Origin of the sequence: Ruegeria sp., assembly GCF_040830605.1 — a bacterium.
GTDB lineage: Bacteria > Pseudomonadota > Alphaproteobacteria > Rhodobacterales > Rhodobacteraceae > Ruegeria.
The window spans coordinates 1-22,751 of record NZ_JBFOMD010000004.1 but is presented as its reverse complement, the minus strand read 5'-3'; the positions used below and the strand labels follow the sequence as shown (position 1 = coordinate 22,751).

The following is a 22,751-nucleotide window of genomic DNA, read 5'->3' as shown; positions in this document are numbered from 1 at the left end:
CTGAATGGGAAAGGGCTTGGGAATCGAAAGTAGGTGCGCGCCTATGGGAGGTCAAGATATCTGGGTACGAGACAGCGCATCTGTCACAAGATCGTGTGGCAGGGGCATCAAGCGCGCGTTGCGGGTCCACAGGATGGCGGTGGTGATCCGACGCTCCGGGTAGATCTGAGCGAGCGCCTGAGCATAAGCGCCCATCTGCCGCAGCAGCCCCTCGGGGCAGGCTTCGGGCGTGTCGGGAACGGTGGCATTCGATTTGAAATCAATGGCCTGCACCTCGGTCTCGGTCACGATCAGCCGGTCGATCACGCCATGCATCCGACGGCCATTCAACCCCGCTGTGGCCTGCACTTCGGCCAGCGTGTCGGCCGAGAAGACATGCGCAAGATGGGGCGCGTTCAGCACCGCCTCAGCCTCGGCCCTCAGCGCCTCACGGTCCGCCTGGTGCATATCCGGCAGAAGCCGGGCGCATGCCTCGCCCCGCGCCTCAGAACCGATTCCCGGCAAATGTTCCAACAGCAAATGCAGCCGTGTGCCCCGCAGCTTGGCGGCCTCTTCATCCAGACCCTGATCACCCGGCAGTGCCTTGGCCCCGCCCAATTCCGAGGGGCTGAGGGTTTCCTGTGGCGCTTCAGGTTCGGGCGCGGTGTGCAGAAACAGATCCGGCAGAGGTGTCTTGGCGGTCTCCGGTTTACCCTCGCCTTCGGCAAGCGGTAACCCATCCCAATCGCCATACTCCAACCGGCGGATCTCCGTGCCGGGGATGGCCGTGGCCCCTGCCCGCTCCATCGCCGCCTCGACCATCCGGTACCAGCTCGATCCGTCCTTGCCGACATCACCCGCCGCACCGACGATCAACCACTTTTCGGCCCGTGTTAGAGCCACATATAACAGCCGCATCCGCTCGGCCATCTGCTTGGCCTGCGCCGCCTCCCGCGCCTGAGTGATGACCTTCGGCGACACATCTTTGGACATACGCCAGAGCGGCGTGCCGTCGGCCAGCATCACCTCATCATCCGTGGGCGCCCGCCGCGCACCGGTATCCGGCAGGATCACGATCGGCGCCTCCAGCCCCTTGGCGCCATGCACCGTCATCACCCGGATCATGTCACCCACCCCGCTCATCTGGCGCTTGATCTCCAGATCGTCGGTTTGCATCCAGACCAAGAAACCCGTCAGGCTGGGAATATCCGTCCGCTCATAAGCCAGCGCCTGTGATAGCAGCGCATTGATCCCGTCCTCAGCCTCGGGCCCCAGCCGCCCCAGAAATTTCCGCCGCCCGTCATGGCGGGTCAGGATGCGTTCGATCAGGTCATAAGGACGCAGAAAGTCGGTCTGGCCGCGCAAGTCGTTCAGGATTGCCAATGTTTCGGGGAATTCAGCTTCGCGCCTGCGCAGCGCGGCCCAGAGGTATTGCTCCTCTCGCCTGTGCGCCAGGTCGAAGAGCTGTTGTTCGCTCCAGCCAAACAGCGGAGATTTCAGGACGGTGGCCAGCGACAGGCTGTCCTCAGGCGTGGCCAGAAAGCTGAGCAGCGCAGCGAGGTCCTTGACCGCCAGTTCCGCGCCCACTTTCAGCCGGTCAGCGCCCGCAATCGGTAGACCCGCGGACTTACAGGCCCGGATGATCTCCGCAAAGAGATCCGAACGCCGCTGCACGAGGATCAGGAAATCGCCCGGACGCACCTTGCGTCGGACAAATTCCCCCGGCTTATCGCCGTCCTCCGGGATGGTCTCGCCTCGCTCGATCATCGCCTTTATCGACTGCGCCACCTGCTCGGCCAGAATGACCGTATGATGCCGTGCGCCGGGCCGGTCTACCGGATCGGTCCAGTCGCCATCCTCCTCATCCTCGACCTTCTCCACCACCGGCCACAGGTCGACCCGCCCCGGCAAATCCGCTTTGAAGGCGCGGTGCAGTGCCTCCTTGTGAAACCCGGCATCGGCGCGGTTTTCGAACACCTGATCCACCAGTTGTAGGATTGCGGTGGACGAGCGGAACGAGAATTCGAGCGTCAAGTCCTCAAGATTAGAGCCTGATTCCATCAGTTTCCGCCCAAACTCCCGCTGCATCCGGTCGAAGGCTTCGGGGTCGGCGCCCTGAAAGGAATAGATCGACTGCTTCTTGTCTCCGACCACGAAAATCGTGCGCTCCACATCCGAGCGCGCACCCTCGCCCGAGGTGAACTCCTGCGCCAGTTTTTCGACCACGTCCCATTGTTCCGGGCTGGTGTCCTGCGCCTCATCCACAAGGATGTGGTCGATGCCGCCATCGAGGCGGTAGAGTACCCAGGCCGCCACCGCCGGATCGTTCAAAAGCTGCCGCGCCTTCAGGATCAGGTCGTCAAAATCGAGCCAGCCACGCAACTGCTTGCGCCGCTCGTATTCCGGCAGGAAGGCGGCCGCGAACCGGTGCAGAGCCAACGACTTTTGCGCTGCAACCAACGCCAACCGCCGCTCGCGCGCATCCTCGATTCGCAGCATCAGCGCCTCAAGCTGAGGCATCTTCTCTGCCAGCGCACCCTCGCGCAGCGCCTTGGTCGGGAAGCCGCCGATTTTGGTGGTGAAAGGCTCCTTCGCCGAGGCACCGGTCAGGAAGACCCCCTCAAGAACCGACAGATTTGCGAGCGTCGGCTCGACAAACGCGGCCAGCTTGGCCGCTGCCTTGGCGTTGTTTCCGCCGCTTTCGGTCAGCGCTGGCAGGATCGATCGGATCAGCTCCACCTCGCCGCCCAGATATACTGCGTCCAGCAGCGCCTGCTCGTTGAACCCATCGGGAAGGCCGAACCGGTGCAGTAGGCCGTCCCAGTCGCAGGGCTCTGCAAACCCGTCGCGGTTCCGGGCGACTGCCTGTGTCAGGCTGTCGAACCCGGTATCGGTGACAAAACGCGCGACCGCATCGACGAGATATGCCTGAGGACCGTCAGCGAAATCCTCAACGATCTCTTCGCGCAGCAGCGCCGCCGCCCGATCCTCCATCTCGGAGAATTGCGGGCTGACCCCGGCCTCGAGCGGAAATCGCCGCAGCAGCGAGGCGCAAAACGAGTGGATGGTCTGGATCTTCAACCCGCCCGGCGTCTCGATGGCGCGGGCAAACAGCGTACGGGCATGGGCCAGGCGGACAGGGTCGATCACCCCGTCCACGCCCAGATCGGTGAGCTGCGACAGAAGCCCGGCATCGTCCAGCATCGCCCATTCACCCAGCCGCTTGAACAGCCGGTTCTGCATCTCGCTGGCCGCCGCCTTGGTGTAGGTGAGGCACAGGATGTGCTGCGGCTGCACGTTGTTCAGCAACAGCCGCGCCACCCGGTCGGTCAGCACCCGCGTCTTGCCCGAACCTGCATTCGCCGCCAGCCAGGTCGAAGCATCAGGACGCGCCGCCTGAACCTGACGCTCGGTCGCCTCGTCGCGGGGGGTCATGTCAGATCCTCCGGGTTGGGCGTGGCGGTGCGATCCCACTCGCCGAAACGGGCAAGGTGATCGTAGTCGCCGAGATCGGTGTCCTTGTGCAGCATCCGGCGTGAGGTAAAGCCTTGATCCGGTTGGAAATATGCGTCGACCAGGGTGCGCAGATCAGCCCATGTCTTGGCGGGTGGCTCCTTGTCCAGCGGCGCCGGGACCTCCTTGTAGATCCCGCCCATGCCGATGAACACCGCCTGCGCCACGGGCATGGGGTCCAGCCCCTCGAACCCGCCTTCCTCGGCCAGCGCGGCCTCGATCAGCAGCTGTTTGTCGAACTTGGCCTGCTGCGCTGCGGAGGGCGGCGCGCCGGTTTTGTAGTCATAAAGCCGCAGCGAGCCCCGCGCCGTTTGGTCGATACGGTCGGCGCGGCCCACGAGCGTAAAATCGAGCGGGTCGAGGCGTTTCTTCATTTTCGCCTCGAATGCAACCGGCCCACCATCGCTGCTGCGGATGGCCTCGGCAGCGAGAAAAGCGTCGGCAATCCGTTCCAGCCGCGCCAGCCACAGTTTGCGGGCGGTTGGCCAGGCGACATGTTCCGCTAGCAGCGCATCGGCGCGATTCAGGAACACCTCGCGCGTCAGCAAAGCGTTGTCCAGCACGCTGTCCTTGACGAACTTCTCCAGAATTTCGTGGATCACGATGCCCCGCAGCAGCGCATCGGGCGCCTGCACCAACGGGTCGAGAGGTTTCAGCCGCAGCACATGCTTGGCGTAGATCGCGTAAGGATCGCGGATCAGCCGCTTGATCTCGGTCACCGACAATTGTCGGGGCCGCGCGGGGATCGGTGGCCGGGGCGATGGGCGTTCCGCAGGGGCCAAACGCGGTGCCACTTCCAGCGTTTCGGCCCAATCCAGCCATTGCCGCCCACGCGCGCGCATCTCTTCCAGCACCTCGGGGCCTTGGGCGTCAGGCAGGCCCTGCAACAGGTTGATCAGGCGGTTGAGCCAGCGGGACGGCACGGTTTCGGCGTCATCCGAGCGGGTGGCGCGGGTTAGCCAGACCTCTGGCGCGGCGATGGCTTGCTGGAAATCATGAGCCGACAGACCGATGCGGCGTTCGGGCAGCAACAGCCCGGCCTTGTCACGCATTTGCCGGTTCAGCCAGGGATCGGGGGCGGCGGCCTCGGGCCAGCTACCCTCGTTGAGGCCGCCGAGAATCAGCAGGTCGGCGCCCTGCACCCTCGCCTCGAGCGTGCCCCAGATCATGATGCCGGGATGCGGCGAGTCGCGGTCGCGCACCTCTTCTCCCGCCAGCAGCGCGCCCAGCAGATCAGCGAAATCGCGGGCGGTCATGGTGCCGCCATGGGCTGCTTCATCCTCGAGCGCGCTGATCACCGCCAGCGCCTTTTGTCCCGCGTTCTTGTCCCAGAGCGTGCCGGGATCGCCCGTACTGCCTGCTGAGATCGCCTGTGCCAGATCGCGCAAACGCCGGACCCAGTCGCCAAGCGGCAGCTCGCCTGCGACCTGCTGGCCGCAGAAATGGGTGGCCAGCCAGCGCATCCAGCCCTCGGGCATTTCCGTGCGAATGGCAAAGCTTGTCAGGCTGACACCGTCGGGGAAGGGCGGGCCGTTGCGGCGCAGGTCTAGTTCCAGATCTCGCGTGTGCAGCAAATGCGCGCCGCGTTCGCCGCCATCGTGGCACAGCGGATGTTTCAGCAGCGTCAGCAGCGCTTCGCCATCCAGCCGCTTGACGAACAGCCCCGCCACATGGCGCAGGAATCGGCCCGAGGGTGAAAGCTGCAGCGGCAGACCGGCGCTGTCGTCGGGCAGGATGTTCCAGCGGTCGAGCGCGGCGCTGACCTGCCGGGTCAGCATCCGGTCCGGCGTGATCAGCGCGGCGGTTTGGTCGGTCTCGGCGGCCTGACGCAGGCGCAGGGCGATGGCCAGTGCCTCGGCCCGGGGCGATTGCGCCTCGATAAGAGTTACATGGGTCATGGCGGGGGCCAGATCGGTCAGATGCGGGCCCTCGCTCATCCACGCATCGGTGACAGGGGCAGGGCGCAAAGCCAGCGAAACCAGCCGGTTACGGGCGGGTGAGGGGGCCGCGCCCCTGGTCCAGCGGTTGATCTGAGACGGGCTGAGGTCCAGCCCGCGCATCAGCTTGCGGAACCGGAATTGCGGGTGATCTTCGGATAAAAGCGCATCATCAAGCCCGGACCAGACGTGATCGGGCTGGTCGAAATCGTATCCTGGCAGGATCAGCGCGCCTTGGGGCAGGCGAGCCACAGCCTCCATCAACATGAGCGTGGTGCCGCGCGAACCGGTGGAGCCGGCAAGGATCACCGGGCGCTGTGGCGGGTCGGTTTGCCAGCGCTCTATCAGATTTTCGACCACCCGGCGTTGCCGCGCCTGCACATCCAGCGCGCTGTCATCGGTCGAGATGAACCTGTCCGCAATGCCGATAAAGGCCTGCGCCCGTGCCCAGTGGCCGGACATGTCGCTGACATCCAGTTGCCGGATGGCGTCTAGCGAAACGCCCTCCCCCTGCATCTCGTCGATCAGCGCAGCGAGGCTGTCGGACAAATCATAAAGTGAGGCGCGGGCGGCCAGGTCCGGCTGCTGATCCAGCAGCTTGCCGATGAGTTGCGTCAATTCCAGCCTTCGACGCAAGGGCGGGACCGGTGGCGGCAGGCTTGCCAGATCGGCGCGTTCGCCCAGATCGGTGACCAGAGACAGGCGGGGCAGCAGGCAGGGCGGACCGGCATCGAACAGCTCGCGGATGCGGCGCGTCATGCGGCGGGTGTTGACGACCAGTTGCACTCGCGCCAGGGCCTCGGGCGGCAGATGGGCGGTTCGTGCACGCAACCCGTCGACCAGCGCGCGGGGGAAATCCACGCCCGGCGGCACGGCAAAGACGCGGGGCGTGTGGCAGGGGTCAAACATCGGCCAGAAGATCCTCGGCCAAACGGATGCCGCCCGGGTGACCGACGTCGCACCATCGGCCCGGATAACTAAGCGCGAACAACCGGTTACGCGTCCGCATCCGGTCCCATAACAGATTGAGGGAGAACGCCTTTTCGGGGAAATCCAGCAACTCCTCGGTGCGCAGGACCTGAGCGCCGCCGTAGATCAGGCCCGGTCCGCGCTGAATGCGGCCCTCGGTGTCGGCAGTGAAATCGCCCTGACCGGTACGCCCCACGGCCTGCGCCACCGGGATACACATCAGCAGAGCATCCATCCGCTCGGGGTCCCAGGTCTGCCGCAGCAGCTGCAGCGGGTTCGGCCCGGCCCAGATGGCATCGGTATTCAGAGTAAAGACGGGCCCCGGGCCCAGCAGGGGAAGCGCCGCGCGCAGTCCGCCACCGGTTTCCAGGATTTCGGGTTCTTCCCGCGACAGCGCCACGCCTTGTGGTTCCAGATGCGCGGCCAACTGATCGGGCAGATAGTGCAGATTGGCCACGATGCGCGAAGGCTCAACGCCGCGTGCCAGATCCAGCGCGTGGTCGATCAGGGGATGCCCAGCCACCTCGATCAACGGTTTGGGCCGGTCCTTGGTCAGCGCGCCCATCCGGGTTCCGAACCCGGCGGCGAACAGCATGATGGCGTCGGGCGGTCGGGTCATGAGGTCTTGAGCCTCGTCAGATTCTCGGGGCTGGGAAGGGGCAGGGCATCGCGCAACAGATCGCTCACCGGGGCCAGCGCGGGGTGATCCAGATCGCGCATCAGATGCGCCCAGACCGCCGGGATCATGTCGACATAGTGCGGCTTGCCGTATTCAGACCCGAGCCGGGCGAAAATGCCGAGAATACGCAGATTGCGCTGGGCGCCCAGCACCGCATAGGCCGTCCGGAATGCGTGATCGTCCACGCCGGTCGCCTGGATGTAGCGGTTGAGCATGGTCATCTCGATCCCGGCGGGCACGGTGCGGCGGATATCCTGCAAAAGCGAGACCAGATCATAGGCCGGATGCCCCAGTACTGAGTCCTGAAAGTCGAGCAGCCCGGCGCGCGCGACCCCTTCGCGATCCGGCAGCCACAGCAGGTTTTCCGAGTGATAGTCGCGCAGCAGAACCACCTTTGGCCCCTGAACCTCGCGATGCAGAATGTCCTCGAACCGGGGCTCAAAGCTGGCTTTGGCGTTCGGATCGGGTGTGCCGGTGATGCCTTCCGCGTATTTGGTAAAGGCCAGATCGGTCATTTCAGCCATCACCGTTGGTCCAAAACTGTCGAGCGGCAGGATCGGGGCATCATGCAGGGCAATCAGGACATCCGTTGCAGCCTCGTAGAGCGTGCGCTCCATTTTGGGGGTCCGAAGCAGAACCCGGGAAAAAAGATCGTCACCAAGGTCTTCCAGTAACAGAAAACCGTTTTCCGCGTCCTCGGCATAGATCTCGGGCGCGCTCAGACCGATCGACCGCAGATGGTCAGCTACCCGGACAAAGCGGTGAACGTCCTCACCCTTTTCCGGCGGCGCATCCATAAGGACGGCGGTGCGGCCGGTGGCGGGGTCGGTGAGCCGGTCGTAGCGGCGGTTCGAGGCATCACCCGCCAGCGGCACGTGGTCAGCCTTGGCCCATTGGGTCGGTGCGATCAGCGCCTCAGCCAGCACTGTTCGGTTCGTCATGCAAGCGTCTCCAGCGGTTTCGACCATTTCGGGTTGGTCCAGGTGGCGGTCAGGTGGCGCGTCTCTTCCTGATCGGGATCTGTGGCAAAGTCCAGCATCAGCGCGTTTTCCGGCGCCAGAGGGCCCAGCCGGTCGGGCCATTCCACCAGACAGATGGCGGTTTCGAACGCCTCGGTCAGGCCCAGTTCCTCGATCTCGTCCAATGCAGTGAGGCGATAGAGATCGGAATGCCAGATCTCACCTTTTTTCGTGTCATAGACCTGCACCAGGGTGAATGTGGGAGAGGGGACATCCTCGGGTATCGCCATCAGGGACTGGATCAGGTGACGGGCGAAATGGGTCTTGCCGCTGCCGATGGCGCCCCCCAGGAGCACGCAATCCCCGGGTGACAACGCTGCACCCAAACTGGATGCAAAATGTGCTGTTGCCTGCGGTGAGTTGAGTATCAGTTTCAGGGCCGTGGCTGTCATGGCGCCACAATGGCGTTGCGGCCTAGTGGCTGCAAGCAGGTTCAGGGCAAGGCGGTCTCCAGTTGTGCGTCCTGGGTGTTCGTGACTTCAGCCGTGAAGCGCACAATGGTCGCCCCGTTTGTCATCGGGCCCACGGCGCAGGTCAAAAGGGTGCCGTTCCGGGTTCTGATCTGTGCCGTCCAGTCCGCCCGGTTTTCACGCATTTCCACAAAGTCGCGGATCTCGCCCCAGACCGGCGTGGCGGTGCAGCGCTCCTGCCAGAGGCGGGTGGCATCAAGCACGTTGACCAGAGCAAAGCTCTGATCCGGGTCGACATCCCAGAGTAGATGATAGGCGGTGTTGGAAAAGGCGAGTGTGCCATCGGCGGAAAAAACAGCCACTGCGTCGGGAAGCTTGTCAAGGATGGCCTGCCCCAGTTCAAGCTCGGACCGGAATCGGCGGGTGAGGGTGATCTCGGCAGTGATGTCCTCAAACAAAAACGCAACCGCACCATCCGGGTGCGGGCGCCCGCTGACCGAATAGACCGAGCCAGAAGGCATGGACCATGTTTCCTGATACCGGCCGTGCTCGGCAGCTTCGAGCAGGTCGTTCATCTGTTTGCGCCAGCCGCCGTAATTCTTGGGCTCGGGCATCATGTTCTGGTTGCGCAACCTGTCGAAGAAGCTTGAGAGCGCGGGCCGACTGCTGAGGAAATCGGCGGGCAGGGCCGTCAGATCGACCAGAGCCGGGTTGAACAGCGCCAGCTGCCGATTGCGGTCGAATATCGCCAGCCCGATCGACAGCTGGGCAAAGGTCTTGGCCAGCGTCTGCACGAACTTGCGCTGTGCCACCTCGGCATCCACCACGGCATTGATATCGAAGGCATAAAACAACGTGCCTTCATCCCGCTCGACCAGCGACAGGTCGAACCACAGCTTGCGGTCTGGCAGCTCTGATGCAATCGAAATTCTGGTCTTTTTTCCGGGCGGGGCGGAGTCGTCCGATTCGGGAAACAACGGAATGGAAAGATCGGCATTCTGCCCCCGCACTCGGCGTGCCAGCGCGACATAAGCGGCGTTGCACCAACTGACCTTGTCGGCGTGATCGACCAGCCACACCGGGTAGGGCGCCTTGTCCATGGCCAGCCGCATCGGGTCGGTTGCGGTCCCGTGGGAAGAGCCTGTGCAGGATCGGTTGGAAAGGTCGCAGATTTGAACGCGCACTACACCGTCGATCCATTCGCAGACCACGTTGCGATGGACGGCGCTGTCGATGGCCGGAACCACGACCTCGCCCTCCTGCTGGACGATATCCGGCGTCTCGGGGAACGCCGGGAAATCGCAATGCAGCCGGGTGCGCAGCTCATCCCAATCGGAGATATCTTCGTACTCTCTCTCGGCGCGGTCGGAGCCGCCGATCAAATCGGCACCATCAAACAGGAAAACCGGATCACCAGCGTCCTGTTGAGTCAAAAGGTCAAAACCTGGGCGCATACGCCGGCGCGGCGGGCGCAACAAGAAAACGGCCAGAGCCGAGGACAGCAGACAAATCCCCGTCAGTATGATCCAGTCACCCATCGTATTGTCCCGCCCTAGCTCAGCTGGTCGGACCGACTATTGTGCCGCAAAGGTTAACGAGGGTTTAACTCAGACCTGGAATTGCTCGTTCAAACCGGTGGGTACCGGGTTATCTCCGGTCTGGGCATCAATGAGGTTCCGGGGCCAAACGACCTTGACGATGGCGCCCCTGCGCTCCGGTTTGTCGGTAAGAGACTGATAGGGGTCCGAGCCGTTGGCAAAGCTCAGTTCGGCACCGCTGCGTTCCAGCAGGGTCTTGGCAATGAACAGACCCAACCCCATTCCTTCGTATTCCGGGCGTGTCTTGAGGTGGGACTCCGTGCGCCGCCGCCGCACGAACGGGTCTCCGATCCGGCCAATCATCTGCGGTGGGTATCCGCGCCCGTCATCCATGATGCCGATGGTGATCTGGTCGGTGGTCCATTCCGCCTCGACCCACACGTTTGAACGGGCAAAATCAACTGCGTTCTGGATCAGGTTGCGCAGGCCGTGAATAACCTCGGGCTTGCGCAGGATCGAAGGCTGCTGCAGGTCGCCGCCCTCGCCCGGGCCTTCGTCGAAATGGACCTGCTTGCCCCGGTTGACATGCGGCTCGGCGGATTCGTGGATCACCGTCGTCAGCGGTGCCTGCCGCAAATGCAGATCGTCTTTCCCGGCCCGGCCCATGTCGCGCAGGATGTCCCGGCAGCGGTCTGCCTGCTCGCGGATCAGGGCGGCGTCCTCGCGCAGGTCGGCGCGGTCGTCAAGCTCTTCGATTAGCTCGGAACTGGCCAGCTTGATCGTCGCCAGCGGAGTGCCCAACTCATGCGCCGCCGCCGCGACCACGCCGCCCAGATCCGTCAGCTTCTGTTCGCGGGCCAGCGCCATATGGGTGGCGGAAAGCGCCTCGGACATCGACTGCACCTCGGAACTGATGCGATGTGAATAGGCGCCCAGAAATATGATGGCGATGGTGATCGCGGCCCAGTTGCCAAAGACAAAGATATCCGGGATGCGCAGGATAAAGCCCAGTTCGGTTCTGAGTGGCAGGTGAAACTCGGCCAGCAGGGTCACCAGAATGATCGCGGTGCCGCCGACGATCAGCGTGGACCGCAGCCCCATGACATTGGCCGAGATCGTGACGGGCCCCAGCAGAAGCAGCGCAAACGGGTTGTGCAGGCCGCCGGTGAGGTAAAGCAGGAAGGCCAGTTGCAGCAGGTCGAACAGCACCATCAGGAAGTTCTCGAACTCCGAAAGGCGCTTGTTTTCCGGGAAGATGAAGATCGCGATCAGGTTGCCGACCACCGAAATTCCGACGGCCAGATAACACAGCCCAAGATCAAGCTGCACGTTGTACATGCGCTGGGCCACGGTGATTGCGGTGATCTGTCCTATGATCGCCACCCAGCGCAACAGGATCAGGGTCCGCAGGCGAATCCAGCCACTGCGTTCCTGCCTGTGCCAGAGGTTTGTATTGGAATCCGTCATCGGTCGATTATGTCCTGTTGCAACGGCTGATTAACTTGATAGGTGTCCCAGCCGAATTCATCAACAACCCCAGTGTCAGGTGTGATCCCATGACCCGTCTATATGCCATTCTCGCCGCCGTTGTCCTCGCAATCGGGTTGGGGGCCATCTGGCTGCTGACCATGGGCGGGCGCTCGGACGATCAGTTCGCGCAATGCCGGTCGAGCCAGATTGCGGGCGGGGCGGATACCATTGGCGGGCCGTTCGAGCTGGTCAATGGCAAGGGCGAGACCGTGACTGACGCGGACGTGATCACCGAACCGGCGCTGATCTATTTCGGCTACACCTTCTGTCCTGATGTATGTCCGCTGGACACCGCGCGCAATGCCGAAGCCATTGATGTTCTGGCCGGGCGCGGCCAGTCGGTCACGCCGGTCTTCATCTCGATCGACCCGGGTCGCGACACGCCCGAGGTGGTGGGCGACTTTGCGTTCAACCTGCATGAAAAGATGATCGGCCTTACCGGCTCGCCCGAGCAGGTCAAAGCGGCCAGCAAGGCCTACAAGACCTACTACAATGCACACGACAAGAGCGACGAATACTATCTGGTCGACCACTCGACCTTTTCCTATCTGGTTCTGCCAGAGCAGGGCTTTGTCGAGTTCTTCAAGCGCGACGAGACAGCCGAGCAGGTGGCCGACAAGATCGGTTGTTTTCTGGACAAGGTATAAGCGCCCAGAGTGCGTTTGACCTTTCCTGACACGCTGGTAATACTCGCCTTCAGCCAGAGACCCGGAAACAGCTGAAAGAATACGCATGGCCGACACCCCCCAGCTTGAAATCGGACCCGACAAGTCGCTGTTGCTGGTAGATGATGACGAGCCGTTTCTGCGGCGACTGGCCAAGGCCATGGAAAAACGCGGTTTCGAGATCGAGACGGCATCGTCGGTTGCGGCGGGCCGGGCCATCGCCACCGCCCGCCCGCCGGCCTACGCGGTGGTCGATCTGCGGCTTGAGGATGGCAACGGTCTGGATGTGGTCGAGGTGTTGCGGGACAAGCGGCCTGATTGCCGGGTTGTGGTGCTGACCGGCTATGGCGCGATTGCAACCGCCGTGGCGGCGGTCAAGATCGGTGCCACCGATTATCTGTCCAAACCGGCCGATGCGACCGACATCACCAATGCGCTGCTGGCCAAGGGGGATGAACTGCCGCCGCCGCCGGAAAATCCGATGAGCGCCGACCGGGTGCGGTGGGAGCATATCCAGCGGGTGTACGAGCTGTGCGACCGCAATGTCAGCGAGACCGCGCGGCGGCTGAACATGCACCGGCGCACCCTGCAGCGGATTTTGGCTAAACGCAGCCCGCGGTAGAGGCAGTATTACCGAGCGCTTGCCTCAACCTGTCGGCGGCTACCGAAGCTCTTTTTTTATTTGTGCAATCAGGTTTTTGCGCACGATAGGATTTGGAATTTCGACAATTCCTTTTGCTTCAAGCGCCTCCACCACAAACTCGGCGTTTATTGTCGCTTCAAAGCGTCTGAGGTGCACACTTGCAGCAAGCGCATCGAAGGCTAAATGAAAAAACAAGCTTTCTACTTCATCCATAAAAACTTTTCCGGTTTCACTGTCGAAAAAGGCCCGAAATTGTAGAAACTCTTGAAACGAAAGGAGCTCCTTGATTTTGCTTTCTTCGTACCCGTGAAAATTTGGAATAATAATCGTCTTTTCCTCACCCGGCCCTTCCCTTGACATTTCTTCATACGAAATACGATACAGTTTCTGCCAAGCACCTGAGCGATGGAAAATTGCGATTTCATTGAGTTGCTGCGCAGTGAATGTCTCAAGATATCGTTGTGTGCCGTCGTCTAGAAAGCCGTTGACCGCAATATCAGTGATTGCTTGAGGGACTAGATCTTCAAAGCGACCGAAGTCTTTCACTTTTATACTGTATTCACTCAGAAGTCTTGCGAGACGTGCAACATAAGCTTTAGCGGCCCTCTCACGCATCTCCTGAATTTGCTCTTCAAAAATAAATTGACGTGCGAGATATGCTGCGTCATCCTTTGAGGATGCGGAAACCTTGGTTCCAATGCAAAAGATAATCACTACACTAAAAAGCAATCTTATCATCGTAAGATCCAATTTCTATAGGTCTGCCAACAATTCTTTATGCCTCTCCGTATAAGCCCGCCTCACTTCCACTGGCGGGCGCAGCTTGATCTGTAAACCCTCAATGACCGCCTTGTCCGGGTGGCCAAAGAACTTACTGGCCTCTTTCTGCGAGAACCCGGCGATCTGGGTGGCCTCCATCCAGGCGCTGATCCTGTCGGCGCGCTTGATCTGTTTCTTGATCGTCGCAGGAATGGCGGCGGGCAGGCCGAAACGGATGTGAATGGCGGCGGCAAGGCGGTCGTCTAGCTCTCCGTAATCCGGGCCGACGGCGGATTTCACCGGGGAGATCATGTCGCCGATCACATATTCCGGCGCATCGTGTAACAAGGCCGCGAGGCGCCATTTGACCGGCGCCTTGGGTGCGATGCGGCCAAACAGCTCTTCGACCAGCAGCGAATGTTCAGCCACGGAATAGGCAAAATCACCCTCGGTCTGGCCGTTCCAGCGGGCCACAAATGCAAGTCCGTGCGCGATATCTTCGATTTCGATATCCACTGGTGTCGGATCCAGCAGGTCCAGCCGGCGGCCCGACAACATCCGCTGCCATGCTCTGGGTTGTGTTGCCATTCTGCCAAGCCCTCCGGCATCTGCCACATTTTCGCCACAATTCAAGCGCAGCCTGTTATGCATCTGATCACGTGTTGCCAACACCTTCTTGAGGGAGCGTGCTTTGAAAAGGCGCAACGTGGTTACGATATCAAGTGCTGAGGGGGGCGCGCATTCCTCCCAGCGCGCACCTCTCAGATCGAAACCTGTAAGATAAGGAGCTTGTCATGTTCAAGCGTTTGTTAGGTGTTGCACTTGCATTCGGCATGGCCGCCACCGCGCCGCCAGCCTTTGCCCAGTCCTGCGGTCAGCGAGATAATGTCATCAAGCGGCTGCAAAAACAGTATTCCGAGCAGCTTACCGTCGGCGGCCTGCAAAAGGTGCGCGGCAAGCAATCGGTCGTGGAGGTCTGGTCGTCCGATGAAACCGGCACGTTTACCGTCCTTCTGACCCACGCAAGCGGCATTAGCTGTATTGTCGCCGCTGGCACTGATTTTTTCGAAGCCACACCAAAGATCGTGGCAGAAGGCACGCCGAGCTAATTACGGATACATACTGGTCTGACGGCCCGTTCCTGAACACTGTCCATTCCGGTTGGCGCCTCCGTTTCTGGATGAGCCATCCATCAAAGTTGCCACTCCCAGCAATGAATGTTAGGGGCAACGGGAACTGATTTTCCGGAATGGAGTGACGAATGGCCGGGGACTACATAGTTAAGGATATTTCGCTGGCCGAGTTCGGCCGCAAGGAATTGGATATTGCCGAAACCGAGATGCCGGGCCTGATGGCCCTGCGCGCCGAATATGGGGACAGCAAGCCCCTGAAAGGTGCGCGTATTGCAGGGTCGCTGCACATGACCATTCAGACCGCTGTGCTGATCGAAACGCTGGTGGCGTTGGGCGCGGACGTGCGCTGGGCCTCGTGCAACATCTTCTCGACCCAGGACCATGCAGCGGCGGCGATTGCAGCGGGCGGCACTCCGGTTTTCGCCATCAAGGGCGAGACGCTGGAGGAATACTGGGACTATGCCGACCGCATCTTCCTGTTCGAGGAAGGCACCTGCAACATGATTCTGGACGATGGTGGCGATGCGACCATGTACATCCTGCTGGGCGCACGGGCCGAGGCGGGGGACACTGCGTTCCTCGATACTCCGGGTTCCGAGGAAGAGGTCGCCCTGTTTGCCCAGATCCGCAAGCGACTGGCCGCCAGCCCGGGCTGGTTCACCAAACAGCGTGATGCGATCCAGGGCGTGTCCGAAGAGACCACGACCGGTGTGAACCGTCTCTACAAGCTGGTTGAGGCAGGCGAGTTGCCCTTCCCGGCAATCAACGTGAATGACTCGGTCACCAAATCGAAATTCGACAACAAATATGGCTGCAAGGAATCGCTGGTCGACGGTATCCGCCGCGCCACCGATACCATGATGGCGGGCAAGGTCGCCGTGGTCTGCGGCTATGGCGACGTGGGCAAAGGCTCGGCCGCCAGCTTGCGCGGTGCAGGTGCCCGCGTGAAAGTGACCGAGGTTGACCCGATCTGCGCGCTGCAGGCTGCCATGGACGGGTTTGAGGTGGTTCTACTGGAAGACGTCATCGACAGCGCCGACATCTTCATCACCACCACCGGCAACAAGGACGTGATCCGCATCGAGCATATGCGCGAGATGAAGGACATGGCCATCGTCGGCAATATCGGTCACTTCGACAATGAAATTCAGGTGGCCAACCTGAAGAACCACAAATGGACCAACATCAAGGAACAGGTGGACATGATCGAGATGCCCTCGGGCAACCGTATCATTCTGCTGTCCGAGGGCCGTTTGTTGAACCTCGGCAACGCCACCGGCCACCCGTCATTCGTGATGTCGGCATCCTTCACCAATCAGGTTCTGGCGCAGATCGAGCTTTGGACCAAGGGCGATGAATATGACAACAAGGTCTATATTCTGCCCAAGCATCTGGATGAAAAGGTCGCGCGCCTGCATCTGGATCGGATCGGCGTTAGGCTGACCCAGCTGGACGGCGAGCAGGCCGCTTACATCGGCGTCAAGCCGGAAGGACCTTTCAAGCCCGAGCATTACCGCTACTAAGCGGTGCTGCCTTCGTGATCGAAGCGCCGTCGGAGAGTTCCGGCGGCGCTTTTTCGTGGAGCGGCGTGCTCCCGCGCGCCAAGACAGCATCAGAGATGCTGCCCAGACACTTGGGCCCGGCAGCGCGCCCTGACGGGCGCGCTGCGGTCACGCCGGGCTGAGTTGGGGGAAATGGTCCCCGCGGCCTTGCGGTGTCAGGTCGAACAGGTTCCACAGCGACCAGAGCGGATCCATGTGGCGTGGATGCCAGGGGCTGGGTTCGAAGAACAGCTCGGAACTCCAGAAATGATGAATGCCGTCGCCGTCGCGGGTGAAGATGTTGAGGATGGGCAGTTGATCGCCGTTTTCGCTCTCGGCCAGATAGTCGCGCTGATAGCTGGTGCTATGAGCCGAATAGAGCGGCAGGTTCTGCCAGCCCATGTCGCGTTGCAGAGCGGCGAGGCGTTCAGGCGCGCTCTGTGCAACCACGGCCAGTGCAATTCGTTGGGTGATGTGTTTGACCTGTCCACCCAACCCATCGAGAAAGGCCGAGCACATGGGGCAGGCCGCCTTGGCATCCGGTCCGTACATCAGCGAATAGATCGCCAACGTGTCATGGTCGCCGAACAGGCCGGACAGCGGCGCAGCGCTGCCATCGGGATGGCGGAATGCATAGTCCTGCGGCAGCGCGCCGCCGCGCGGCAATGTGCGGCGCAGGGCGGCGACCTCTTCAGCCCGGGCGCGCAGGGCGGTTTCGGCCTCAAGCAGCTTTGCGCGGGCCGCGCGGTATTCGGGGGATTCGTTTGGCAATGTCACAGGCATCGGGTGTCTCCTTTAATTTAACATTAATGTTAAACAAAGGCACGCCCGATTTCAACCTGGGCATGCTGCCTTGCCTTTCGCGCGGAAAACCCCCGCCAAAGCGGGGGTCCTTCTTGTCTCAGGCGGGGATGCGCAGCACCTGTCCGGGATAGATCTTGTCCGGATCGGACAGCATCGGTTTGTTGGCCTCAAAGATCTCTTTGTAGCGGGCGCCGTTGCCCAGCGTCTTTTCCGAGATCTTCCACAGGCTGTCGCCTTTTGCGACGGTGTAGAACACCGGATCCTGCCCGCCCAGTTCTTCCTCAACCTGAGCCACACCTTCGACATTGCCGACCGCAAGGATGATCTTTTCCTTGGTCTCCTGATCCACGTCGCCGCTGACCTTGACCTTGTCGCCATCCACCTCAAAGCTCACGCTTTCGGCCGTCAGGCCAAGATCCGCCACTTCCTGCTGCAGCACGGCAGCAGTCGGTGCCGTGGTTTCGCTATCGTTCTCAAGCTTCTTTCCACCGCGGAAAAAATCGAAAAGACCCATGGTGTTCTCCTTCTCATGAAACCTTTGGCGCGATCTTGGGGATGCGGGATGCACAAAAATAGGGGGAAAACCGGCGGAATCTTTTCCTGTTCGGACCATCGCATTTGTTACTACCTTCCGCCCAGGCCAGATGGGGCCGATATCAACACCGGGAGTTTTACTATGGGAAAACGCGACGACCTGATCGCCCAATACGCCGACGATCTGAAAAACAAATGTGGGGTGACCCCCGATATGGACCTGCTGACCAAGGTGACCATTGGCTGTGGTCCGGCGATCTATGACGCGGATGCCTCGACCGTGGCCGCCAGCCAGGAAAGCGAGCTGGAGACGGTCAAGAACAACTTCCTGATCAAGAAACTCGGCCTCAGCGACGGTCCCGAGCTGATGAACGGTATCAACAAGGCGATTGAAACCTACGGCAAATCCGAGCGCAACAAATACCGTGCCGTTGTTTACTACCTGCTGGCCAAGCATTTCGGCAAGGAATCCATCTACGGATAAGGCCGCATTGGAAAACACCTCAAACGCCCGCCAATGGTTCGGGCGTTTTGAATTTTAGGCTATTCTTCAGGGCTTTGGGTTTGCGTTCGCGGGTGCGGATCACCTATACCTGAGACATGACCAGGACGGTCAGGACCTATGAGATCAAATCGCGTGTGGTGCGTAGGGAGCACGCGGGGTGGGGAAGGTTCTGCATCGTCGGAACCTTCCCGTTTTCTTGAGTGCCAGCCTCAGAACAGGGTCAGGATCAGACCCATGATTCCGCAGGCCAGCGTGGCGTACCCGCCGTCGATCAGCGTCAGCTTGGCCGGGCGCATGCTGTAGAGGTTGTTGATCCCGATCCAGGGTGTGATGAAGAACAGCCCCACGCCCAGCCCTGCAACCAGTCCCTTGCCGATCCCGTCGATGCCGGACAGGGCGAACGTGTGCCGCATCATGCCGGCGACGACCAGTTGCAGCATAAAGCTCATCGCGAAGATTGACGGCTTCATGCCACCTTCGGGTTTGCCATCCGGGCCGCAGCGCACGCCCGAGGCCTCGATCCACTGTTCGCTCAGCACCATGTACCAGACCGAGCCGAGCGCAAATGCGCCGATGGCGGCCACCAGAACGTTCAGAAATTCCATGCTTCCCTCGCCCGTTGGTTGGTTATGGGCGAAGGATGCCCGATCAGTCCGGGTTTGTCTGCCCCATCGCACAGATCATGCGCCACTCGTCCTCGCGCACCGGCTGCACCGACAGCCGCGAGCTCTTGACCAGTACCATCTCAGACAGACGCTCATCCGCCTTGATCTGATCCAGTGTCACCGGAGTCTCGAAGCGCCGTATCGCCTTGATGTCCACGCAGTCCCAGCGTTCATCATCGGTGGTGCTGTCGTGATGCGACTCGGCGCAGACCTCGACAATGCCGACGATCGCCTTGTCTTTTTGAGAGTGGTAAAAGAACCCACGGTCGCCCAGTTTCATGTCACGCATGTGGTTGCGGGCCTGATAGTTGCGCACGCCGTCCCACTCTTCGCCCGCCTCGCCTTTGGCGACCTGCTGGTCCCAGCTCCAGGTTGAGGGTTCGGATTTGAAAAGCCAATAAGCCATTGTCAGATCACCTTTTTCCATGGGATCAGTTCGACCGACTGAAACAGCCCGGCCTTGGCGTAGGGGTCGTTGTCGGCCCAATCTTGCGCCGCGGTCGGATCTTCGACATCCAGAATGACCAGAGATCCGATCATCTGATCGCCGTCCAGCAATGGCCCCGCCTGTGAGACCACGCCGGTTTCCTCGATATAGGCCAGATGCGCGGCGCGATTGTCCAGACGGGTTTGCAGCGCGCCGTCCTTGTCGCGTGCGATCAGGGCGATCAGCATGTTATTCCTCCTTCAGCGGTCGTGCCAGCAGTTGAGCCATGGCATCGGTCAGGGTCAAGCTCTGGTTCACCAGGCCGGTGACACAATCCGTGATTGGCATGTCGAGCCCCATTCCTTTTGCCTTAGTGGCCACGGCGCGGGCGGTGGCGGCGCCCTCGACCGTGATGGTCGGGTCAAACGTCTCGCCCCGCCCGATGGACAGACCCAGCCGGTAGTTGCGCGACTGATCCGAGGTGCAGGTTAGCGCCAGATCGCCAAACCCGCTCAGCCCCGCCAATGTCTCGGGCCGGGCGCCAAGGGCCAGCGCCATGCGCTGCATCTCAGCATAGCCCCGTGTCATCAGCGCGGCGCGGGCGCTGTCGCCAAGGCCAGCGCCGATCACCGCACCGCAGGCGATGGCCATGACGTTCTTCAGCGCACCGCCAAACTCGGCTCCGAGGGTATCGGTGGTGCGATAGAGGCGCAGGTTTGCGGTGGTCAGCTCGGCCTGTAGTGTCGCGCTCAGATCGGCATCGGCGCAGGCCAGCGTCAGGGCGGTGGGCAGGCCCCGTGCGATGTCATGGGCAAAGCTAGGGCCGGTCAGCAGGGCAGGGCGGGCGTTGGGCAGAATTTGGGAGATAACGGCCACCGGTCCCAGCCCGGTCTTCAATTCGATGCCCTTGCAGCAGGCGACCAGCGTACGTCCCGCCAGTGCGTCTGCATGTTCCGTCAGCGCGCCGCGCAGCTTTTGCATTGGGATGGCTAGCAGGAGGGTGTCGCTGGTTTCCGTCTCGGAAAGGTCCGCCGTCACGCGCAGCGCGTCGGGCAGGCGGACACCCGGCAAGCGCGAAGTGTTCTCGCGGCTATCGGCCATAGCCAGCGCCTGATCCGTCGAGCGCGACCAGAGCGTCACCGGCCCGTTCCCCGCCAGCGAAATCGCCAGTGCGGTGCCGAACGCGCCCGAGCCCAGAACCGCAACGCTCATGCCTTGGCCCCTTTCTTGCCACTGCCCAGCATCGACGGGCTGCTTTGATCCAGCGGCCAACGGGGCCGGGCGGTCAGGTCCAGCCCGTCGCGGGCGCCGGCGCGGAACCGTTCGAGCCCGGCATAGGCGATCATGGCGGCGTTATCGGTGCACAGCTTCAGCGGAGGCGCGGTAAATCTGGCGCCCTGTTCGGCACATACAGTCTCTAACGTTGCCCGAATCGCAGTATTCGCCGCCACACCTCCGGCCACGGCTACCGCGGGCTCGGATGGGTTTTCGGCCATATAAAGGCGCAGGGCACGACGGGTCTTCTCGGCCAGTGTATCCACCACCGCCTGCTGAAAACCGGCGCACAGATCGGCGCGATCCTGACGGGTCAGCCCGCCCTTTTCGGCAACGATCTGGTCCCGCACCCGCATCAACGCGGTCTTGAGGCCCGAGAAAGACAGATTGCAATCGGGCCGATCCAGCAGCGGGCGGGGAAAGCGGAACCGTTTGGGGTCACCGCCCTGTGACTCCGCCTCGACTGATGGGCCGCCGGGCTGTGGCAAGCCCAACAGGCGGGCGGTCTTGTCGAAGGCCTCGCCCGGGGCATCGTCGATGGTTCCGCCGAGGCGGGTAAAGGACTCAGGTCCGTGCGCGATCAGGTATTGGCAATGCCCGCCCGAGACCAGCAGCATCAGGTACGGAAAGGCGATCCCATCGGTCAGGCGCGGGGTCAGCGCGTGACCCGCCAAGTGGTTCACGCCGATGAGGGGTAACCCGGTCGCGGCACTCAGCCCCTTGGCGCACATCACGCCTGACATCACCCCACCGATCAGACCCGGTCCGGCGGTCACGGCGACGGCATCAAGGTCTTGCAAACCCAGCGCCGCCTCGTCCAAGGCCTGCACCACACAGAGATCCAGCTTTTCCACATGCGCGCGTGCCGCGATCTCGGGCACTACGCCGCCATAAGCGCTGTGCAGCTCGGTCTGGCCGAACACGACCGAGGACAGCACCTGCGCCTGTCCGTCGCCCGTCTGGCGCACAACCGCTGCGGCGGTGTCGTCACAGCTGCTCTCCAGCCCGAGGATCGTAAGTGTTTGCGCCATTGGCCCGAACCGTTGCATCATGGTCAGTGAGCGGGGTATCACCCCGCGCGCCCGTAAACAATCACGCAAGCAACCCCGAGGGCCGAGGCATCACCTGCATGATTTTGTTGATGACCCGCCCCCGCGCTGCCTCGGAGAGGTTCGTGGCACAGCTCTCGCCCGAGCTGCGTGACCGTCTGACCCCGATGTACTCCCCGCTTCTGGACATCCGCCCTACGGACGGCGCGATTGATCTGGACGGGATGCGTGGGCTGATCTTTACCTCGGCCAACGGCGTCACCGTCGCCGCGCACCGGACCGGGGACCGGTCCCTGCCCGCGTATTGTGTCGGGCAAGCAACCACAGCGACGGCGCAACAAGCAGGGTGGGCGGCAGAGATGGCGGGCGAAAGCGCCGAGGAGCTGATCGCCACTCTGTTACACTGGCGCCCGGACAGCCCCCTGATGCATCTGCGGGGAGAGCACACGCGCGGTGACGTGGCCGAGCGGTTGACGCAGTCGGGGTTACGCGTGCAGGAACAGGCGATCTATGACCAGCAGCTTTTGCCGTTCACTGCGGAAGCGCAGGCCGCGCTGGCCGGAAACCGCCCTGTGATCGCGCCCCTGTTCTCTCCGCGGACCGCGCGACAATTTGCCGACTTATGGACCGGACCCGCACCGCTGTGGTTAGTTGCGATGAGTGAGGCGGTTGCAAAACCCCTTGAAACCTTGACCTTCCAGCGCCTCAAAGTCGCAAAACGGCCCGAGGCTGACGCGATGCGGGTAGCGGTTGAAAAGCTTGTGAGGCAAGCCATGCGGGTTGAGGGTGCGCAGGACGCGGATTAACCTGATCGGGTCTCGCATTTAGGCTTTTTCAGAATCAAAGGGAAAATGACGGTGGCTGACAAGAAAGACACGGATCTGGAACCAGACGCCAACCCTAAGCCGGATGCGGTGCAGGCCGAGCAGGATCAGCCCGAGGGTGCAGAGCAGGCCCTTGACGACGCAGTCCCGTCGGATGATCTGACTTCCGAAGCCGAAGCCGAAGCCGAAGCCGAAGCCGAAGCCGAAGCCGACGCCGCAGCCGAAGCCGAAGAGGAAACCATAGAGGGAGCGGACGCCGAGGGCGGAGGCGTAGCCCCGGCCGTGGTCGGCGCCGTGCCCGCGGCGGTGGCTGGAGTCAACGCCGGGGCGACCACGGGGGATGATCTCGTTGT

At 62.0% G+C, this 22,751-nt stretch carries 23 protein-coding genes; 7 read left to right on the top strand and 16 right to left on the bottom strand.

Annotation, left to right across the window (positions count from 1 at the left end; genetic code table 11):
* Positions 1-51: 51 nt before the first annotated feature.
* The 7 genes from addA to regB all read right to left on the bottom strand — a co-directional run bounded on the left by addA (position 52) and on the right by regB (position 11,511).
* Positions 52-3,414 carry a double-strand break repair helicase AddA gene (gene addA, locus AB3N21_RS06820; RefSeq protein ID WP_367934521.1) on the bottom strand — a complete coding sequence of 1,121 codons (3,363 nt, stop codon included), beginning with the start codon at positions 3,412-3,414 and terminating at the stop codon, positions 52-54.
* A complete protein-coding gene (gene addB, locus AB3N21_RS06815) occupies positions 3,411-6,338 on the bottom strand; it encodes a double-strand break repair protein AddB (RefSeq protein WP_367934520.1) in 2,928 nt (975 codons plus the stop codon). Before addB ends, addA begins: the two co-directional genes overlap by 4 nt.
* Positions 6,331-7,017, bottom strand: coding sequence for a nucleotidyltransferase family protein (locus AB3N21_RS06810; RefSeq protein WP_367934519.1), 687 nt, complete (start codon positions 7,015-7,017; stop codon positions 6,331-6,333). The genes addB and AB3N21_RS06810 overlap by 8 nt, the downstream gene beginning before the upstream one ends.
* Positions 7,014-8,018 carry an aminoglycoside phosphotransferase family protein gene (locus tag AB3N21_RS06805; protein ID WP_367934518.1) on the bottom strand — a complete coding sequence of 335 codons (1,005 nt, stop codon included), beginning with the start codon at positions 8,016-8,018 and terminating at the stop codon, positions 7,014-7,016. Before AB3N21_RS06805 ends, AB3N21_RS06810 begins: the two co-directional genes overlap by 4 nt.
* Positions 8,015-8,488 (bottom strand): tRNA (adenosine(37)-N6)-threonylcarbamoyltransferase complex ATPase subunit type 1 TsaE, encoded by a 474-nt coding sequence (gene tsaE / locus AB3N21_RS06800; protein ID WP_367934517.1) that lies wholly within the window; start codon positions 8,486-8,488, stop codon positions 8,015-8,017. The genes AB3N21_RS06805 and tsaE overlap by 4 nt, the downstream gene beginning before the upstream one ends.
* Before the next feature lie 41 nt (positions 8,489-8,529).
* The gene (locus AB3N21_RS06795; protein ID WP_367934516.1) at positions 8,530-9,960 is read right to left on the bottom strand and encodes a PAS-domain containing protein; all 1,431 of its coding nucleotides are present in this window, start codon (positions 9,958-9,960) and stop codon (positions 8,530-8,532) included.
* A 153-nt stretch (positions 9,961-10,113) separates the two neighbouring features.
* A complete protein-coding gene (gene regB / locus AB3N21_RS06790; protein WP_367934515.1) occupies positions 10,114-11,511 on the bottom strand; it encodes a sensor histidine kinase RegB in 1,398 nt (465 codons plus the stop codon).
* Positions 11,512-11,600: 89 nt separating this feature from the next.
* Between regB and AB3N21_RS06785 the strand changes: the two genes are divergently transcribed.
* A complete protein-coding gene (locus AB3N21_RS06785; RefSeq protein ID WP_367934514.1) occupies positions 11,601-12,221 on the top strand; it encodes an SCO family protein in 621 nt (206 codons plus the stop codon).
* 85 nt (positions 12,222-12,306) lie between these two features.
* Positions 12,307-12,861, top strand: a complete 555-nt coding sequence (locus tag AB3N21_RS06780; protein WP_171175140.1) for an ActR/PrrA/RegA family redox response regulator transcription factor — start codon at positions 12,307-12,309, stop codon at positions 12,859-12,861.
* Between the two features lie 39 nt (positions 12,862-12,900).
* Here AB3N21_RS06780 and AB3N21_RS06775 read toward each other — a convergent pair whose 3' ends face one another.
* Positions 12,901-13,620, bottom strand: a complete 720-nt coding sequence (locus tag AB3N21_RS06775; RefSeq protein WP_367934513.1) for a hypothetical protein — start codon at positions 13,618-13,620, stop codon at positions 12,901-12,903.
* Between the two features lie 15 nt (positions 13,621-13,635).
* A complete protein-coding gene (locus AB3N21_RS06770; RefSeq protein ID WP_367934512.1) occupies positions 13,636-14,229 on the bottom strand; it encodes an HD domain-containing protein in 594 nt (197 codons plus the stop codon).
* Between the two features lie 206 nt (positions 14,230-14,435).
* Between AB3N21_RS06770 and AB3N21_RS06765 the strand changes: the two genes are divergently transcribed.
* A complete protein-coding gene (locus AB3N21_RS06765) occupies positions 14,436-14,750 on the top strand; it encodes a hypothetical protein (protein WP_171175135.1) in 315 nt (104 codons plus the stop codon).
* Between the two features lie 152 nt (positions 14,751-14,902).
* On the top strand, positions 14,903-16,297 hold the full coding sequence (ahcY, locus tag AB3N21_RS06760) for an adenosylhomocysteinase (protein WP_367934511.1): 1,395 nt from the start codon (positions 14,903-14,905) through the stop codon (positions 16,295-16,297).
* 147 nt (positions 16,298-16,444) lie between these two features.
* Here the strand turns inward: ahcY and AB3N21_RS06755 are convergent, their stop codons facing one another.
* Both AB3N21_RS06755 and lysM read right to left on the bottom strand, forming a co-directional pair.
* The gene (locus tag AB3N21_RS06755) at positions 16,445-17,098 is read right to left on the bottom strand and encodes a DUF899 family protein (protein WP_367934510.1); all 654 of its coding nucleotides are present in this window, start codon (positions 17,096-17,098) and stop codon (positions 16,445-16,447) included.
* 118 nt (positions 17,099-17,216) lie between these two features.
* On the bottom strand, positions 17,217-17,633 hold the full coding sequence (gene lysM / locus AB3N21_RS06750) for a peptidoglycan-binding protein LysM (protein ID WP_367934509.1): 417 nt from the start codon (positions 17,631-17,633) through the stop codon (positions 17,217-17,219).
* 162 nt (positions 17,634-17,795) lie between these two features.
* Between lysM and AB3N21_RS06745 the strand changes: the two genes are divergently transcribed.
* Positions 17,796-18,137, top strand: coding sequence for a DUF2853 family protein (locus tag AB3N21_RS06745; protein WP_367934508.1), 342 nt, complete (start codon positions 17,796-17,798; stop codon positions 18,135-18,137).
* Between the two features lie 230 nt (positions 18,138-18,367).
* Here AB3N21_RS06745 and AB3N21_RS06740 read toward each other — a convergent pair whose 3' ends face one another.
* From AB3N21_RS06740 to tsaD, 5 genes are read right to left on the bottom strand one after another with little or no spacing between them, the layout of a single operon-like run.
* Positions 18,368-18,763, bottom strand: coding sequence for a DUF1761 domain-containing protein (locus AB3N21_RS06740; protein WP_367934507.1), 396 nt, complete (start codon positions 18,761-18,763; stop codon positions 18,368-18,370).
* A gap of 43 nt (positions 18,764-18,806) precedes the next feature.
* A complete protein-coding gene (locus AB3N21_RS06735) occupies positions 18,807-19,229 on the bottom strand; it encodes an EVE domain-containing protein (RefSeq protein WP_367934506.1) in 423 nt (140 codons plus the stop codon).
* Between the two features lie 2 nt (positions 19,230-19,231).
* The gene (locus AB3N21_RS06730) at positions 19,232-19,498 is read right to left on the bottom strand and encodes a YciI family protein (RefSeq protein WP_367934505.1); all 267 of its coding nucleotides are present in this window, start codon (positions 19,496-19,498) and stop codon (positions 19,232-19,234) included.
* Between the two features lies 1 nt (position 19,499).
* Positions 19,500-20,462 (bottom strand): NAD(P)H-dependent glycerol-3-phosphate dehydrogenase, encoded by a 963-nt coding sequence (locus tag AB3N21_RS06725; protein ID WP_367934504.1) that lies wholly within the window; start codon positions 20,460-20,462, stop codon positions 19,500-19,502.
* Positions 20,459-21,556, bottom strand: coding sequence for a tRNA (adenosine(37)-N6)-threonylcarbamoyltransferase complex transferase subunit TsaD (gene tsaD, locus AB3N21_RS06720; RefSeq protein ID WP_367934503.1), 1,098 nt, complete (start codon positions 21,554-21,556; stop codon positions 20,459-20,461). Before tsaD ends, AB3N21_RS06725 begins: the two co-directional genes overlap by 4 nt.
* A gap of 110 nt (positions 21,557-21,666) precedes the next feature.
* On the opposite strand from tsaD, the gene AB3N21_RS06715 reads away from it, so the two are divergent.
* Entirely contained in the window at positions 21,667-22,380 is a 714-nt protein-coding gene (locus AB3N21_RS06715) for a uroporphyrinogen-III synthase (RefSeq protein WP_367934502.1), read from the top strand.
* Between the two features lie 51 nt (positions 22,381-22,431).
* Positions 22,432-22,751: hypothetical protein (locus AB3N21_RS06710; RefSeq protein WP_367934501.1), on the top strand; the 320-nt coding region annotated here is incomplete at its 3' end.

Bases quoted from the DNA above. Each gene is read 5' to 3' on its own strand.
- addA (WP_367934521.1), bottom strand. From the start codon at position 3,414: ATGACCCCCCGCGACGAGGCGACCGAGCGTCAGGTTCAGGCGGCGCGT.
- addB (WP_367934520.1), bottom strand. From the start codon at position 6,338: ATGTTTGACCCCTGCCACACGCCCCGCGTCTTTGCCGTGCCGCCGGGC.
- AB3N21_RS06810 (WP_367934519.1), bottom strand. From the start codon at position 7,017: ATGACCCGACCGCCCGACGCCATCATGCTGTTCGCCGCCGGGTTCGGA.
- AB3N21_RS06805 (WP_367934518.1), bottom strand. From the start codon at position 8,018: ATGACGAACCGAACAGTGCTGGCTGAGGCGCTGATCGCACCGACCCAA.
- tsaE (WP_367934517.1), bottom strand. From the start codon at position 8,488: ATGACAGCCACGGCCCTGAAACTGATACTCAACTCACCGCAGGCAACA.
- AB3N21_RS06795 (WP_367934516.1), bottom strand. From the start codon at position 9,960: ATGCGCCCAGGTTTTGACCTTTTGACTCAACAGGACGCTGGTGATCCG.
- regB (WP_367934515.1), bottom strand. From the start codon at position 11,511: ATGACGGATTCCAATACAAACCTCTGGCACAGGCAGGAACGCAGTGGC.
- AB3N21_RS06785 (WP_367934514.1), top strand. From the start codon at position 11,601: ATGACCCGTCTATATGCCATTCTCGCCGCCGTTGTCCTCGCAATCGGG.
- AB3N21_RS06780 (WP_171175140.1), top strand. From the start codon at position 12,307: ATGGCCGACACCCCCCAGCTTGAAATCGGACCCGACAAGTCGCTGTTG.
- AB3N21_RS06775 (WP_367934513.1), bottom strand. From the start codon at position 13,620: ATGATAAGATTGCTTTTTAGTGTAGTGATTATCTTTTGCATTGGAACC.
- AB3N21_RS06770 (WP_367934512.1), bottom strand. From the start codon at position 14,229: ATGGCAACACAACCCAGAGCATGGCAGCGGATGTTGTCGGGCCGCCGG.
- AB3N21_RS06765 (WP_171175135.1), top strand. From the start codon at position 14,436: ATGTTCAAGCGTTTGTTAGGTGTTGCACTTGCATTCGGCATGGCCGCC.
- ahcY (WP_367934511.1), top strand. From the start codon at position 14,903: ATGGCCGGGGACTACATAGTTAAGGATATTTCGCTGGCCGAGTTCGGC.
- AB3N21_RS06755 (WP_367934510.1), bottom strand. From the start codon at position 17,098: ATGCCTGTGACATTGCCAAACGAATCCCCCGAATACCGCGCGGCCCGC.
- lysM (WP_367934509.1), bottom strand. From the start codon at position 17,633: ATGGGTCTTTTCGATTTTTTCCGCGGTGGAAAGAAGCTTGAGAACGAT.
- AB3N21_RS06745 (WP_367934508.1), top strand. From the start codon at position 17,796: ATGGGAAAACGCGACGACCTGATCGCCCAATACGCCGACGATCTGAAA.
- AB3N21_RS06740 (WP_367934507.1), bottom strand. From the start codon at position 18,763: ATGGAATTTCTGAACGTTCTGGTGGCCGCCATCGGCGCATTTGCGCTC.
- AB3N21_RS06735 (WP_367934506.1), bottom strand. From the start codon at position 19,229: ATGGCTTATTGGCTTTTCAAATCCGAACCCTCAACCTGGAGCTGGGAC.
- AB3N21_RS06730 (WP_367934505.1), bottom strand. From the start codon at position 19,498: ATGCTGATCGCCCTGATCGCACGCGACAAGGACGGCGCGCTGCAAACC.
- AB3N21_RS06725 (WP_367934504.1), bottom strand. From the start codon at position 20,462: ATGAGCGTTGCGGTTCTGGGCTCGGGCGCGTTCGGCACCGCACTGGCG.
- tsaD (WP_367934503.1), bottom strand. From the start codon at position 21,556: ATGGCGCAAACACTTACGATCCTCGGGCTGGAGAGCAGCTGTGACGAC.
- AB3N21_RS06715 (WP_367934502.1), top strand. From the start codon at position 21,667: ATGACCCGCCCCCGCGCTGCCTCGGAGAGGTTCGTGGCACAGCTCTCG.